The sequence below is a fragment of the Pseudomonas trivialis genome, assembly GCF_036864995.1.
GTDB classification, from domain to species: domain Bacteria; phylum Pseudomonadota; class Gammaproteobacteria; order Pseudomonadales; family Pseudomonadaceae; genus Aquipseudomonas; species Aquipseudomonas trivialis.
In genome coordinates, this window is record NZ_CP142151.1 from 1,699,893 (window position 1) to 1,712,914 (window position 13,022).

Annotated in this window: 17 protein-coding genes; 12 read left to right on the forward strand and 5 right to left on the reverse strand. The window is 60.7% G+C overall.

Going from position 1 to position 13,022, the window contains the following annotated elements:
- The 3 genes from VRB54_RS07590 (at position 1) to VRB54_RS07600 (ending at position 2,012) form a co-directional block, all read left to right on the forward strand.
- Positions 1 to 606, forward strand: coding sequence for an arylesterase (locus VRB54_RS07590; protein ID WP_338480208.1), 606 nt, complete (start codon positions 1 to 3; stop codon positions 604 to 606).
- Positions 607 to 663: 57 nt separating this feature from the next.
- A complete protein-coding gene (locus VRB54_RS07595) occupies positions 664 to 957 on the forward strand; it encodes a hypothetical protein (protein WP_338480209.1) in 294 nt (97 codons plus the stop codon).
- Between the two features lie 86 nt (positions 958 to 1,043).
- Positions 1,044 to 2,012 carry a L,D-transpeptidase family protein gene (locus VRB54_RS07600; protein WP_338480210.1) on the forward strand — a complete coding sequence of 323 codons (969 nt, stop codon included), beginning with the start codon at positions 1,044 to 1,046 and terminating at the stop codon, positions 2,010 to 2,012.
- A 110-nt stretch (positions 2,013 to 2,122) separates the two neighbouring features.
- Here VRB54_RS07600 and oprI read toward each other — a convergent pair whose 3' ends face one another.
- Positions 2,123 to 2,374: an outer membrane lipoprotei OprI gene (oprI, locus tag VRB54_RS07605; protein WP_003172710.1), complete on the reverse strand. Its 252-nt coding sequence runs from the start codon at positions 2,372 to 2,374 to the stop codon at positions 2,123 to 2,125.
- Between the two features lie 609 nt (positions 2,375 to 2,983).
- Here oprI and VRB54_RS07610 point away from each other — a divergent pair.
- A complete protein-coding gene (locus VRB54_RS07610; RefSeq protein ID WP_003233387.1) occupies positions 2,984 to 3,265 on the forward strand; it encodes a GNAT family N-acetyltransferase in 282 nt (93 codons plus the stop codon).
- Positions 3,266 to 3,324: 59 nt separating this feature from the next.
- Here the strand turns inward: VRB54_RS07610 and VRB54_RS07615 are convergent, their stop codons facing one another.
- On the reverse strand, positions 3,325 to 4,401 hold the full coding sequence (locus VRB54_RS07615; RefSeq protein ID WP_338480212.1) for a 3-deoxy-7-phosphoheptulonate synthase: 1,077 nt from the start codon (positions 4,399 to 4,401) through the stop codon (positions 3,325 to 3,327).
- 186 nt (positions 4,402 to 4,587) lie between these two features.
- On the opposite strand from VRB54_RS07615, the gene VRB54_RS07620 reads away from it, so the two are divergent.
- From VRB54_RS07620 to cysB, 5 genes are all read left to right on the forward strand, one after another.
- Complete coding sequence (locus tag VRB54_RS07620) at positions 4,588 to 4,923, forward strand: thioredoxin (protein WP_338480214.1); 336 nt, start codon at positions 4,588 to 4,590, stop codon at positions 4,921 to 4,923.
- Positions 4,920 to 5,873 (forward strand): putative 2-dehydropantoate 2-reductase, encoded by a 954-nt coding sequence (locus tag VRB54_RS07625; protein ID WP_338480215.1) that lies wholly within the window; start codon positions 4,920 to 4,922, stop codon positions 5,871 to 5,873. Before VRB54_RS07620 ends, VRB54_RS07625 begins: the two co-directional genes overlap by 4 nt.
- A 13-nt stretch (positions 5,874 to 5,886) precedes the next feature.
- Positions 5,887 to 6,792 (forward strand): 5'-nucleotidase, encoded by a 906-nt coding sequence (locus tag VRB54_RS07630; RefSeq protein ID WP_209980481.1) that lies wholly within the window; start codon positions 5,887 to 5,889, stop codon positions 6,790 to 6,792.
- 70 nt (positions 6,793 to 6,862) lie between these two features.
- A complete protein-coding gene (locus VRB54_RS07635; RefSeq protein WP_338480216.1) occupies positions 6,863 to 7,363 on the forward strand; it encodes a universal stress protein in 501 nt (166 codons plus the stop codon).
- A gap of 104 nt (positions 7,364 to 7,467) precedes the next feature.
- Positions 7,468 to 8,442: an HTH-type transcriptional regulator CysB gene (cysB, locus tag VRB54_RS07640; RefSeq protein WP_209980485.1), complete on the forward strand. Its 975-nt coding sequence runs from the start codon at positions 7,468 to 7,470 to the stop codon at positions 8,440 to 8,442.
- A 5-nt stretch (positions 8,443 to 8,447) separates the two neighbouring features.
- On the opposite strand, the gene VRB54_RS07645 is transcribed toward cysB, so the two are convergent.
- Together VRB54_RS07645 and VRB54_RS07650 are read right to left on the reverse strand one after the other, a co-directional pair.
- On the reverse strand, positions 8,448 to 8,930 hold the full coding sequence (locus VRB54_RS07645) for a GreA/GreB family elongation factor (RefSeq protein WP_209980487.1): 483 nt from the start codon (positions 8,928 to 8,930) through the stop codon (positions 8,448 to 8,450).
- A gap of 5 nt (positions 8,931 to 8,935) precedes the next feature.
- Entirely contained in the window at positions 8,936 to 9,304 is a 369-nt protein-coding gene (locus VRB54_RS07650; RefSeq protein WP_338480218.1) for a hypothetical protein, read from the reverse strand.
- A gap of 132 nt (positions 9,305 to 9,436) precedes the next feature.
- Between VRB54_RS07650 and earP the strand changes: the two genes are divergently transcribed.
- The 3 genes from earP (at position 9,437) to VRB54_RS07665 (ending at position 12,108) form a co-directional block, all read left to right on the forward strand.
- The gene (earP, locus tag VRB54_RS07655) at positions 9,437 to 10,570 is read left to right on the forward strand and encodes an elongation factor P maturation arginine rhamnosyltransferase EarP (RefSeq protein ID WP_338480219.1); all 1,134 of its coding nucleotides are present in this window, start codon (positions 9,437 to 9,439) and stop codon (positions 10,568 to 10,570) included.
- A 49-nt stretch (positions 10,571 to 10,619) separates the two neighbouring features.
- A complete protein-coding gene (locus VRB54_RS07660) occupies positions 10,620 to 11,192 on the forward strand; it encodes an elongation factor P (protein WP_003233368.1) in 573 nt (190 codons plus the stop codon).
- Positions 11,193 to 11,358: 166 nt separating this feature from the next.
- Positions 11,359 to 12,108: a sulfite exporter TauE/SafE family protein gene (locus VRB54_RS07665; RefSeq protein WP_338480220.1), complete on the forward strand. Its 750-nt coding sequence runs from the start codon at positions 11,359 to 11,361 to the stop codon at positions 12,106 to 12,108.
- Here the strand turns inward: VRB54_RS07665 and VRB54_RS07670 are convergent.
- Positions 12,098 to 12,979 carry a LysR family transcriptional regulator gene (locus VRB54_RS07670; protein ID WP_231423560.1) on the reverse strand — a complete coding sequence of 294 codons (882 nt, stop codon included), beginning with the start codon at positions 12,977 to 12,979 and terminating at the stop codon, positions 12,098 to 12,100. The two genes, VRB54_RS07665 and VRB54_RS07670, sit on opposite strands and share 11 nt — an antisense overlap.
- Positions 12,980 to 13,022 lie beyond the last annotated feature (43 nt).

The following is a 13,022-nucleotide window of genomic DNA, read 5'->3' on the forward strand; positions in this document are numbered from 1 at the left end:
ATGCGAATGTGGTTTTTGAGTGCTGGCCTGGCCTTGATGTGCATGGCCCAGAACGCAGCGGCGGGTACAGTCCTGATCGTTGGCGATAGTATCAGTGCCGGTTTCGGGCTGGATACCCGCAAAGGGTGGGTGGCCCTGCTCGAGCAGCGGCTCAAGCAGGAGGGTTTCGACGATAAAGTGGTCAATGCTTCGATCAGTGGCGACACCAGTGCCGGAGGCCTGGCGCGGCTGCCGGCGGCGCTTGCAGAGCATAAACCGGACGTTGTAGTGATCGAGCTTGGTGGCAACGATGGCCTGCGCGGGCAGCCGCCAGCGCAATTGAAACAAAATCTTGCGTCGATGATTGACCAGTCCAGGGCCGGCGGTGCGAAAGTACTGTTGTTGGGCATGCAGTTGCCGCCCAATTACGGGCCGCGATACACCACGGCGTTTGCCGAAGTCTATGGCACGCTGGCCAGGGAAAAAGACATCCCGCTGGTGCCGTTTTTCCTTGAGGGTGTAGGCGGGCATCCCGAGCTGATGCAGGCCGACCAACTGCACCCGGCGGTCGGCGCTCAGGGCAAGTTGCTGGAAAATGTCTGGCCGACGCTAAAACCGCTGCTTTGACGCTTTTCTACCGGCAGGCTTTCGGCTAAGGTGGCGCCCCCCGATCTGGAGCCCCCGATGTCGCGTCCTGCCTGGTCCCTGTTTAATTACCAACTGATCGAGCCGGACGAGCAGCTGGACCTGTTTGCCTGCCAGGAAGTGCGGGTGCATCTGGTAGCGCGTCAATTGGAACTGGGCGGCTCAATCGATCGCACGCTGTGCGGTACGCTGCTGCCTGCGCAGCCACGCTGGTCGTCGGTGGATCGGATGGTTTTCCAGGACCAGCGCCTGTGCCCCTTGTGCCGGGCGATTCTAGAATCGCAGAAGCGTGGCACGCCACCGATCTGGCCCGAACTGCGTTTTGAGTTGTAGGCGGTGCCACAGGCTTGCAGCTAGGCGCCCGCTTCACGTATACAATCGAACTTTACCTCCCCGTCGTTCTGCGAAGGATTTACCGGATGTTGTCGCGCCTCTCCGTCGTCACCTGCTGCCTGTCTCTTGCTGCCCTCTGCGCGGCCGGTTCCGCAGCGGCGTTGCAGTTGCCCTTGCCGCCGCCGGGCGAAGACATTGTCGGCCAGGTCCAGGTGATCAAGGCCAAGTATGAAGACACCTTCGCTGACCTGGGCACCACCTACGACCTGGGTTACTCGGAGATGGTCGCCGCCAACCCGGGGGTGGATGCGTGGTTGCCGGGAGCGGGCACTGAAATCGTGCTGCCGACCCGCTTCATCCTGCCGCCGGGCCCGCGCGAAGGCATTGTGATCAACCTGGCTGAGTACCGTCTCTACTATTTCCCCAAGGGCCAGAACGTGGTCTACACCTTCCCGCTGGGGATTGGACGTGAAGGCTGGGGTTCACCGATTGCTCACACCAGCATCATCGCCAAGACGCCGAACCCGACCTGGACGCCGCCCGCGTCGATCAAGGCCGAGCACGCCGCAAACGGTGATCCGTTGCCCAACGTGGTGCCAGCTGGACCGGACAATCCTTTGGGGCCGTTCAAGTTCACCCTCGGCACACCGGGTTACCTGATCCACGGGTCCAACATGAAGTTCGGCATCGGCACCCGCACCAGCCATGGTTGCTTCCGCATGTTCAATAACAATGTGTTGGAAATGGCGGACATGGTGCCGGTGGGCACTTCAGTGCGCATCATCAATGATGCCTACAAGTTCGGCAGCAGCGGCGGCAAGGTCTATCTCGAGGCGCATACGCCGCTCAACGACGACGGCACGCCGTCGGTGGTCGACAAGCATACGGCCGTGATCAATGCCCTGCTCAAGCGCGAAGACCTGGCCAACACGTTGCGGGTGAACTGGGATCAGGTGCGTGACGTGGTTGCCGCAGAGGACGGCCTGCCGACCGAAATCGGTGTACCGGGTGGGGCGCCGGTGGCGTCGAGTACGCCGATCGATCTGCAGCAATAAAAAACCTGTGGAAGGGGACCGGTGCAAGTCCGGAATCTTACACAGGAAATCCGGGCAATAAAAAAGCCGATCCAAACATGGATCGGCTTGATAACAACCCCGAAGGATTATTACTTGCGGCTTGCTTTTTCAAGCATGCGCAGAGCGCGCTCGTTAGCTTCGTCAGCAGTCTGTTGTGCTTTTTGAGCAGCAGCCAGCGCTTCATCAGCTTTACGGTAGGCTTCGTCTGCACGAGCCTGGGAGCGAGCTGCTGCGTCTTCAGTTGCAGTCAGACGAGCTTCGGTTTCTTTGGAGACGCTGCTGCAACCGGTAGCCAGAACTGCGGCCAGAGCCAGAGCAGAGAATTTCAGAACGTTGTTCATCGTGTTCCCCTTCAAGGACTTTCTATTAAATGACTATTGTCTCAGAGTGAGCTAATAGCCGGCGTACATACTACCCATTACTTGTAGTAAGTAAACTGACGTTGCGCAAGAAGCAGAAAAAATTCTTGCACGGAATCTGTTCTGGCCTGTCATGTGGCGGTTCGTATAAAAAACGTCCGCTACCTTACAGTCCGCCTAACATTGGATCCAGCCTGAAAGGGCCGGCCCGCATGCTTGAAACCGTGTATGTAGATGAAATTTTATATATCCAGCTCGGTACTTTCGTGCCGCGTGCCTTTACCGCCTGCGGCATCTTTCACGCATCTAGAGGTGACTTTAAGAGCGGCAGTTCGTCTTAAGGTTCAACTGCCGGCGTTGTTCAGGCTTTCGGTCGCAGGTATCGAAGCCCAGTCTATATCCGCCCATGGCAGGGAATGACGAGTGCACCTTGAGCAATGGCAGGTTTGGTGCCTACTATTTCCACGTGCAGGGTGTGAGCGCCAGAGGTTTTCTCGTTGTCGAAACCGGCACGGGGTGGCGTAGATGTTTCTTCGCCGGAAAAACATCGGTAAGGTAGGGGTCAGAATCAAAGACCCGCGAGGAGTAGTGATGAGCGAGGCGTTGTCCATCCACCATGACCAGGCTGGTCATCAGTTCGAGACCAATGTGGACGGTCATCGTGCCTACCTGACCTACATGGACCTCGGGAAGCAGACCCTGGATATCTATCGCACCTTCGTGCCCAACGCGCTGCGCGGTCGTGGCATCGCCGCGGCGTTGACCGAAGAGGCGTTGAAGTTCGCCGAAGAGTCCGGCTATACGGTAATTCCGTCATGCTCCTATGTGGAGCGCTATATGGAGCGTCACCAGCGCCATGCCGCCAAGCTCTGAGCGAGCCGCCATAAAAAACGCCGGGTAAACCCCGGCGTTTTTGTGTGCGCAGTTCAGCTTCAGGTGCGTTTGCGCTGGGGCAATACATCCTTGAGCTTGGCATGCATGCTGCGCAGAGTGCTCTCGGTGGCAGACCAGTCGATGCAGGCGTCGGTGATCGACACGCCGTATTGCAGGTCGGCCAGGTCTTTTGGAATCGCCTGGCAACCCCAGTTCAGATGGCTTTCGACCATCAGGCCGATGATCGACTGATTGCCTTCGAGGATCTGGTTGGCGACGTTCTCCATCACCAATGGTTGCAGGGCCGGGTCCTTGTTGGAGTTGGCGTGGCTGCAATCGACCATGATGTTCGGCTTGATGCTGGCCTTGTTCAGCGCCTGCTCGCACAGGGCAACGCTGACCGAATCATAGTTGGGCTTGCCGTTGCCGCCGCGCAGCACCACATGGCCGTAGGCGTTGCCCTTGGTGGTGACGATGGACACGCCACCTTCCTGGTTGATGCCCAGGAAACGATGTGGGCTGGACACCGACTGCAGCGCGTTGATCGCCACGGTCAGACCGCCGTCCGTGCCGTTCTTGAAGCCCACAGCCGAGGACAGGCCGGACGCCATTTCCCGGTGAGTCTGGGATTCGGTGGTACGCGCGCCAATGGCCGACCAGCTGATCAGGTCCTGCAGGTACTGCGGGGAGATCGGGTCGAGCGCTTCGGTCGCGGTCGGCAGGCCCATTTCGGCCAGGTCCAGCAGCAACTTGCGACCGATGTGCAAGCCGTCCTGGATCTTGAACGAGTCGTCCAGGTACGGGTCGTTGATCAAGCCTTTCCAGCCGACGGTGGTACGCGGCTTCTCGAAATACACGCGCATTACCAGATACAGGGTGTCGGACACTTCCGCCGCCAGTACCTTGAGACGCTCGGCGTATTCGTGGGCAGCCTTGAGGTCGTGGATCGAGCAGGGGCCGATCACCACGAAGAGGCGGTGGTCGGTGCCGTCGAGAATGTCACGGATGACTTCGCGACCCTTGGTGACGGTCTGCAGGGCAGCGTCGCTCAGGGGGATTTCGCGCTTGAGCTGATCGGGCGTGATCAGGGTCTCGTTGGATTCGACGTTCAGGTCGTTGATCGGTAAATCAGCCATCGTGTTACTCGTCAGGGTCACGGGTGCCGGCCGCCAGCCATCCCCGTGCGGCGGAGCACAGCATGATTTGGATGCAAGGGGGAGGAACCTTAGCGCGTAACCGGGCTGCGCGACAATGGGCAATTGTGCGCCGCGCGGGCCGGCCTGCTAGTGTATGGCCTGCTTGAGGCCCCCACAGGAGATCGCGTGGAAGAGTTGCAGCTGTCCGATTTTGATATTGATCGTCAATTGTTGGCGCTGCCGGGGGCATCGCTGCTGATATTCACCGGCGACGGCTGCTCCAGTTGTCGCTGGGCGCGCCAGCAGTTGCCAGCCTGGAATCTGCCGGTGGCGCGGTTGTGCTGGGTCGATGCCGGGCACAATGGCGGCGCGGTCGAGCGCTACCAGATCTTTCATTTGCCCGCGCTGTTCGTGGTGTGCGAGGGTCAGTTCCTTGGGCCGATTCATACACGTCTTGCGCCCGTTGACATCAGCGAAGCCATCACGACAGCGCTCAGTCGCACTCCGGAGGATTTGCCATGACAGCACAGTCGCCACGTATAGGTATTATCGGCACCGGTGCCATCGGCGGTTTTTATGGCCTGATGCTGGCCCGCGCCGGATTCGACGTGCACTTCCTGTTGCGCAGTGAATACGCCGCCGTCAGAGACCGTGGCCTGCACATCAACAGCAGCATCCATGGAGCATTGAAACTGCATCCGGTGCAGGCCTACGCCAACGCCGCCGACATGCCGCCGTGCGACTGGCTGCTGGTGGGCACCAAGTCCACCGGCAATGTCGAACTGGCGCCCACCCTGGCCCAGGTGGCCGCGCCGGGTGCCAAGGTGGTGCTGCTGCAAAACGGCCTCGATGTGGAAGACAGCCTTCGCGAACATTTGCCGGCCTCACTGCATCTGCTCGGCGGCCTGTGTTATATCGGTGTGTACCGCTCCGCGCCCGGGGTGATCGAGCATCAGGCATTGGGCCGGGTCAACCTGGGCTATCACAGCGGTACGGCCGCCAATGACGAGGCCCTTCAGCAAATGATCGTGGAAGAGGGCGCGGCGCTGTTCCATCAGGCAGGCATCGAGTCCCAGGCCATGGCCAGTGTGCACCTGGCGCGTTGGCACAAGCTGGTGTGGAACGTGCCGTTCAATGGTCTTTCGGTGTTGCTGGGCACGGGCACCACGGCGCTGATGGCGGATGAGTCCAGCCGCGAGTTGATCCAGGCCCTGATGCTCGAAGTGATCAAGGGCGCCCATGCCTGCGGCCACGATATCCCGGCCAGCTATGCCGGGCAGATGTTCGCCATGACCGAAACCATGGACGATTACCTGCCCAGCATGTATCACGACCACCTGCACAAGCGCCCGCTGGAACTGGCGGCGATCTACGCCCGGCCACTGGCGGCCGCTAAGGCAGCCGGCTGCGAGCTGCCGCGCATGCAGGCGCTGTACCAGGCCTTGAGTTTTATTGATCGGCATAACCGCTGATTGGGGGGAGCAGATGGCGAAGGGATTGGGCGACAAACTGGTGCTGGCGATTTCATCGCGGGCGTTGTTCGACCTGAGCGAGAGCCACAAGGTCTACCTCGCCGAAGGGGTCGAGCCGTACCGCAAGTACCAGATTGAGCACGAGGAGGAAATCCTCGAACCCGGCGATGCCTTCCCGCTGGTGAACAAGTTGCTCAGCCTCAATGCCCGCCTGGGCCGGGCTCGGGTCGAAGTGGTGCTGGTGTCGCGCAACAGTGCCGACACCGGCCTGCGCGTGTTCAATTCGATCCAGCATTACGGCCTGGATATCTCCCGCGCCGCCTTCGCAGGCGGGCGTAGTCCCTATCCTTATCTGGCCGCCTTTGGTTGCCATCTGTTTCTTTCCACCCATGCTGAAGATGTGCGCAGTGCCCTTGATGCCGGGTTCGCCGCGGCGACGATCCTGTCCGGCGGCCCGCGTCGGGCCATGAGCGAGGAGCTGCGCATCGCGTTCGACGGCGACGCGGTGCTGTTTTCCGATGAGTCCGAGCGGGTCTACCAGAGCGGCGGGTTGGCGGCGTTCCAGGCCAATGAGCGCGAGTCGGCGCGCCAGCCGTTGCATGGCGGGCCGTTCAAGGGCTTTCTGGCGGCACTCAATTTATTGCAACGCGAGTTTCCTGACGAAGCCTGTCCGATCCGCACTGCGCTGGTCACCGCGCGTTCGGCGCCGTCCCACGAGCGGGTGATTCGCACCCTGCGTGAATGGGACATCCGCCTGGACGAGTCGCTGTTTCTCGGCGGCCTGGAAAAAGCCGCGTTCCTCGAAGCATTTGCCGCCGATGTGTTTTTCGATGACCAGGCCGGTCATTGCGAGAAGGCCAGGGAGGTGGTGGCCACCGGGCACGTGCCCCACGGCATCAGCAACGAGGTCAAGGTGTGAGTCGGCCGAACTCTGCGCGGCGCTGCTAAGCTGAGACAGTCTTCGCCATCCTGGCAGCCCAGGAGGTTCTATGATTCGTTCGATGCTGTACGCCACGGACCTTGGCCTGTATGCGCCTTACGTGATGCAACATGCGCTGGCAATGGCGCGCACGTTCAAGGCTGACCTGTATGTGATCCATGTGGTCGAGCCCATCGGGCTGTTCGCCGAGTCGGTGCTGCAAAGCTACCTTGACGAGCAGGCCTTGAGTGAATGGCAGAACCAGGGGCTGACCACCGTGATGGCGACCATCGAGCAGCGCGTGCTGGACAGTTTTCGCGAGGAGTTGGGGGATAGGGAGCAGGACCTGAAGGTGATCCGCTCGGTAAAGGTGATTCAGGGGGATCCCTGCGACGTGATACTCGACCAGTTGCGCAAACTGTCTGTCGACCTGCTTATCCTCGGCAGTCACAGCCATGCAACGACAGCGGCGACGCCCCTGGGTCGCACTGCCACGCGGGTATTGCAGCTGTCGACGGTTCCCGTTTACATGGTGCCGTCGCTGCGGCGTCGACGCAGTGAAGAAATATGATCGCTGTAAATACATAAAAAGTTCTAGATTTATCTATCTGACCTTTAATATAGTTATATACCGTCGCTGATACCCGTGGCGTCTATCTGCTTTGAGGGACACATATGAAGCTCCAACAACTGCGCTACATCTGGGAAGTGGCGCACCACGACCTCAACGTTTCCGCTACCGCTCAAAGCCTTTACACCTCGCAACCGGGTATCAGCAAGCAGATCCGCCTGCTCGAAGACGAGCTGGGCGTGGAAGTGTTCGCACGCAGCGGCAAGCACCTCACCCGCGTCACTCCCGCCGGTGAGCGCATTATCACCACTGCCGGCGAGATCCTGCGCAAAGTCGAAAGCATCAAGCAGATCGCCCAGGAGTTCTCCAACGAGAAGAAGGGCACGCTGTCCATCGCTACCACCCATACCCAGGCACGCTATGCCTTGCCGCCGGTGATCCGCGACTTCATCAAGCAGTACCCGGACGTCGCGCTGCACATGCACCAGGGCTCGCCGATGCAGATCGCCGAGATGGCCGCTGACGGGACCGTGGATTTTGCGATTGCCACTGAGGCGCTGGAACTGTTCGGCGACCTGGTGATGATGCCGTGCTACCGCTGGAACCGTTGCGTGGTAGTGCCTCAGGGCCATCCGTTGGCCAAGCTGCCGAAATTGACCCTCGAAGCCCTGGCCGAATACCCGATCGTGACTTACGTATTCGGCTTCACCGGCCGCTCCAAGCTCGACGAGGCGTTCAGCCATCGCGGCCTGACGCCGAAAGTGGTTTTCACCGCCGCCGATGCCGACGTGATCAAAACTTACGTGCGCCTTGGCCTGGGCGTGGGGATCGTGGCAAAAATGGCGGTCGACACCCAGCTCGACAAAGACCTGGTGGTGCTTGATGCCAGCGAGTTGTTCGAGTCCAGCGTGACCAAGATCGGTTTCCGCCGTGGCACCTTCCTGCGCGGTTTCATGTGCGACTTCATCGAGAAGTTCGCGCCGCACCTGACCCGTGAAGTCATGGCCAAGGCCATTCAGTGCCACAACAAGCAGGAACTGGAAGAGCTGTTCGCCGGCGTTGAATTGCCCGTCCATTAAAGCGTTTATCTGGCCTCGGTAACCGTAAAGTGTTGCCGGGCGCCTGCCACCAGAATTTCCACCTCATCCCCTTCGAACTTGCCCAGCAGGCTTTTGCCCAAGGGTGAGCGCGGGGTGATGACGGTCACCGGTTGCCCTACCACATCCACCTTCAGGCCCGCCGCATCCGGTGCGAGGAACAGCCATTGCTGGCGTCCGTTCTCGTCTTCCAGGCCCAGCAGCGCGCCGACCTCCACCCCACGTCGATCATCGTAGGCCCGCAGTGGCAGGTTCTGGCACAGCGCCAGCGATTGTTTGATTTCCTCGACCCGCCGGGCCTGCCCGGCCGCCAGGTAGGACGCCTCCAGGCCCAGGGTGTCGTACTTGTTCTCGGCGATGTTTTCTTCGTGGGTTGCGGTTTCGTAGGCGGTCTGCGCGGCGCGCTGGGCGATGTCCAGGTCGACGGCGAGTTTGTCCAGAATCAGCTGGAGCACGGCGTGTTTATTCATGGTGATCAGTCGCAGAGTTGCAGCACATTGGCGCGGGTCTTTTCAGTCGGTGCATTCTGGTCCTGTTGCAGCCAGAACTGGCATTTGGGGTTGGACAGATTGCGCGGGTTGCTGCGCGCCTGCTCCAGAGTCTGTTGCTGTTCCTGTCTCTGCAGGTTCTGCTGGTACTGCTCGAACATGCGGTTGGGCGGCTCCGGCGCAGCGGCCGCAGGTTTGCCCAACTGTTGAACCGCCTGGGCCACAGGCGCGAGGCTCTGTGGGAAGAGGTAGCGGGACGCCAGCCAGGTGGTCAGCGCAATGGCGATAAACCCCAGCCACACGCCCAGGGCAATGGCGATGCAGAGCTTGAGCAGCGACAACGGACGATCAGTCATGGTGGCCTCCCGGCGGGCATTGACGGCGTAGCGGCGATTGTCGCACAGCCACTGTGCAGAATAATCGCGATCAAGCCTTCTGCATCCGGGCATTTATGCGGACAATCGAGCCTTTGAGCCTTGGAGCCCGGAATGAAAGCCCGCTGGGATATTTTTTGCAGTGTTGTCGACAACTACGGCGACATCGGCGTGACCTGGCGCCTGGCCCGGCAATTGGTGGCCGAACACGCGTGTGATGTGCGCCTGTGGGTCGACGACTTGCGCGCGTTCGAGCGCATGTGCCCCGAGATCGATGTGCAGTTGAGCCAGCAATGGCAAGCGGGCGTTGACGTGCGCCACTGGCCTGCCGAGTGGCCGGCAACGTCGGCAGCCGATGTGGTGATTGCCGCGTTCGCCTGCCAGTTGCCGCCGGACTATATGGAAGCCATGGCTGCCTGCGCACGCACGCCGCTGTGGATGAACCTGGATTACCTGAGCGCCGAAGACTGGGTGGTGGGGTGTCATCGATTGCCGTCGGTGAAGTTCAAGGGCGTGCAGAAGTACTTCTTTTTCCCGGGGTTTCGTCCGGGCACCGGTGGCCTGTTGCGTGAGGTCGGGTTGCTGGACCAGCGTCAGGCGTTTCAGCGGGATGCCGTGGCACGGGAAACCTTCCTGCAGGATATGGGCGTATTTCCCGCCGCCGATGCGCTACTGATCTCGCTGTTCGCCTATGAAAATGCCGGGCTGGCCGCTTGGCTCGACGTGTTGTCGACGGACGGGCGTGCCACCCATCTGTTGGTGCCGGAAGGGCGCATCCTCGGCGATGTGCAGCGCTGGCTCGGCGTAGAGCGCCTGGCGGCGGGGGCTTTGCATCAGCGCGGCGCGCTGACCGTGCAAGTGCTGCCGTTCGTGCCCCAGGCGCACTACGACCGACTGCTGTGGTGCTGCGACTTCAATGCGGTGCGCGGCGAAGACTCGTTCGTGCGTGCCCAATGGGCCGGGCGCCCGTTGTTGTGGCACATCTACCGCCAGGATGAAGACATTCACCTCGACAAGCTCGATGCCTTCCTGGTGCTGTACACCGCCGCTTTGTCACCAGCCGCCAGGGCTGCGCTGATTGCGATGTGGCAAGTCTGGAACGCCGGGGGCGATATGGCCCAGGCGTGGAAAAAACTGCTGGAACACTGGCCTGAAGTCAGTCGACACGCCGAATCCTGGTGTCTGGAACAAGGCTTGCAGGCCGATCTTGCGACGGCGCTGGTACAGTTTTATGAAAGTTGGATATGATACGCCACCTTGATTTTTGTAAATCCCATCCAAATTTCGGATATATGCAATGAAAACTGGTAAAGAACTGAAACCCGGTACAGTGATCCGTCTCGAAAACGACCCTTGGCTGGTTCAGAAAGCTGAGTTCACCAAGTCTGGTCGTAACAGCGCCATCATGAAGACCAAGCTGAAGAACCTGCTGACCGGTTACAAGACCGAGATCGTCTACAGCGCCGATGACAAACTGGACGACGTGATCCTTGACCGCAAGGAAGCGACCCTGTCCTTCATCAGCGGCGACACCTACACGTTCATGGACACCACCGACTACACCATGTACGAGCTGAACGCTGAAGACATCGAAGCCGTTCTGCCGTTCGTGGAAGAAGGCATGGACGACGTCTGCGAAGCCATCTTCTTCGAAGAGCGCCTGGTTTCCGTAGAGCTGCCGACCACCATCGTGCGTAAAGTCGCCTACACCGAAGGTTCCGCTCGCGGCGACACTTCCGGCAAGGTGATGAAGCCTGCCAAGCTGGCTAACGGTACCGAACTGCAAGTGGCCGATTTCATCGAAATCGACGACCTGATCGAGATCGACACCCGTGAAGGTGGTTCGTACAAAGGCCGCGCCAAGAAGTAATTCCGGCCGCGCCGTGCCAAAAAGCCCGACCTTGCGTCGGGCTTTTTTGTGGGCGTCTGGCAGGCAATCACTTCCCGCTGCGTCGGTTGTTTCAAGCGAACGTGCTTTGCCAGGCAAGATTGCACTGCGTAGCATGCACGCCCTGGGATTTGTGGAGTGATACGCGGTGTGGGATTTGCTGATGTACCTGGTATTGGGCGCGGCCCTGGGCACGGTGGGCGGCCTGTTTGGCATTGGTGGTGGGTTGATAGCGATCCCGGTGCTCGGCGTATTGGTCGGGCTCGATCAACAGATCGCCCAAGGCACCGCGCTGGTGATGGTGGTGCCCAACGTGATGCTCGCTCTGTGGCGCTACCACCAGCGCAACCGCATCGAGTTGCGCCATGCCCTGGCGCTCGGGGTGATGGGGTTCAGTTTTGCCTGGCTCGGATCGATCTGGGCGGTGGGCCTGGATGCCGGTGCGATGCGCATCGGTTTTATCGTGTTTCTGGTGGTGCTGGCGACCTACAACGGGGTGCGCATGTTCACACGTAACGCGCCGCCGACGGCGCAGATGCGTTATTCCTGGCCCTGGTTGGGCGTACTGGGCGCCGTGTCCGGCGCCATGGGCGGGCTGTTTGGCGTCGGTGGCGCGGTGGTTGCCACGCCTGTACTGACCAGTGTGTTCGGCACCACCCAGGTGGTCGCGCAAGGCTTGTCACTGGCCCTGGCATTGCCCAGCACCGGCGTAACCCTGGTGACTTACGCCTGGCACCACGAAGTGGATTGGGCAATCGGCGTGCCCCTGGCCGTTGGCGGCCTGCTGAGCATCAGTTGGGGCGTGAAAGTTGCCCATGCGCTGCCGGAGCGCATGTTGCGCGGGCTGTTCTGCGGATTTTTGGTGGTGTGTGCGGTGATGCTGACCTTTAAAGTCTGAAGCCTTCGAGGATGTATTGCGCCAGGCATTCGGTGATGGGCGAGGCCATCGCCGGGTTGCGCAGCAGCCGCAGGTTCATCGACGGCAGCGGCGGAAAACCGTCTTCGCTGCCGAGTATGCGCAGGTCTTCGGTCACCAGGCTTTCCAGGCTGACCATCACCGCCAGGCCGGCGCTGACCACGGCCTGGATCGCCGCCACATTGGAGCTGTGATACGCCAGCCGGTAATCGAGCCCGACGCTGTCCAGCGCGGCCTGGCTCCACTGGGTGCCGAAGCACTCAACGCCGGACACCGCCAGGGGCAGGGTATCGTGTTCGTCCACGCAAAAACACGCGGCGGCGGCCCACACCATTCGCTCGGTGCGCAGCAGTTCACCGACATCGTCGCCGGGCTGGCGGCTGATTACCGTCAAGGCCAGATCGCGGCGCTGCATCAGCACGTTCGAGGCCTCGCAGTGCATCTCGATCTGGATCAGCGGATAAGCCTTGGAAAACCGCGTGAGAATCCCCGGCAGGTAGCGCATCACGTAGTCATCCGGCGTGCCGATGCGCACCAGCCCCACCATATGCGGCTCGCGCAGGGTATTGAACACCTCGCTGTGCAGTTTCAGGATGCGCCGCGCATAGCCCAGCAGCACCTGGCCCTCGGGCGTCAGGCGCACCTGTCGACCGTCACGCTCGAACAGCTTGCGTTGCAGCACATCCTCTTCAAGGCGCTTCATCTGCATGCTCACCGCTGACTGGGTGCGATTCACCCGTTCGGCGGCGCGGGTAAAGCCGCCCTGGTCGGCGATGGCGACGAAGGTGCGCAGCACGTCAGTGTCGATGCTCGGGTAGCCGGACAATTGATCAATCTCCGAGATGTATTGCATAAGAAACATTCGTTGGATTGATCATAGAGCCAAGCACACACTT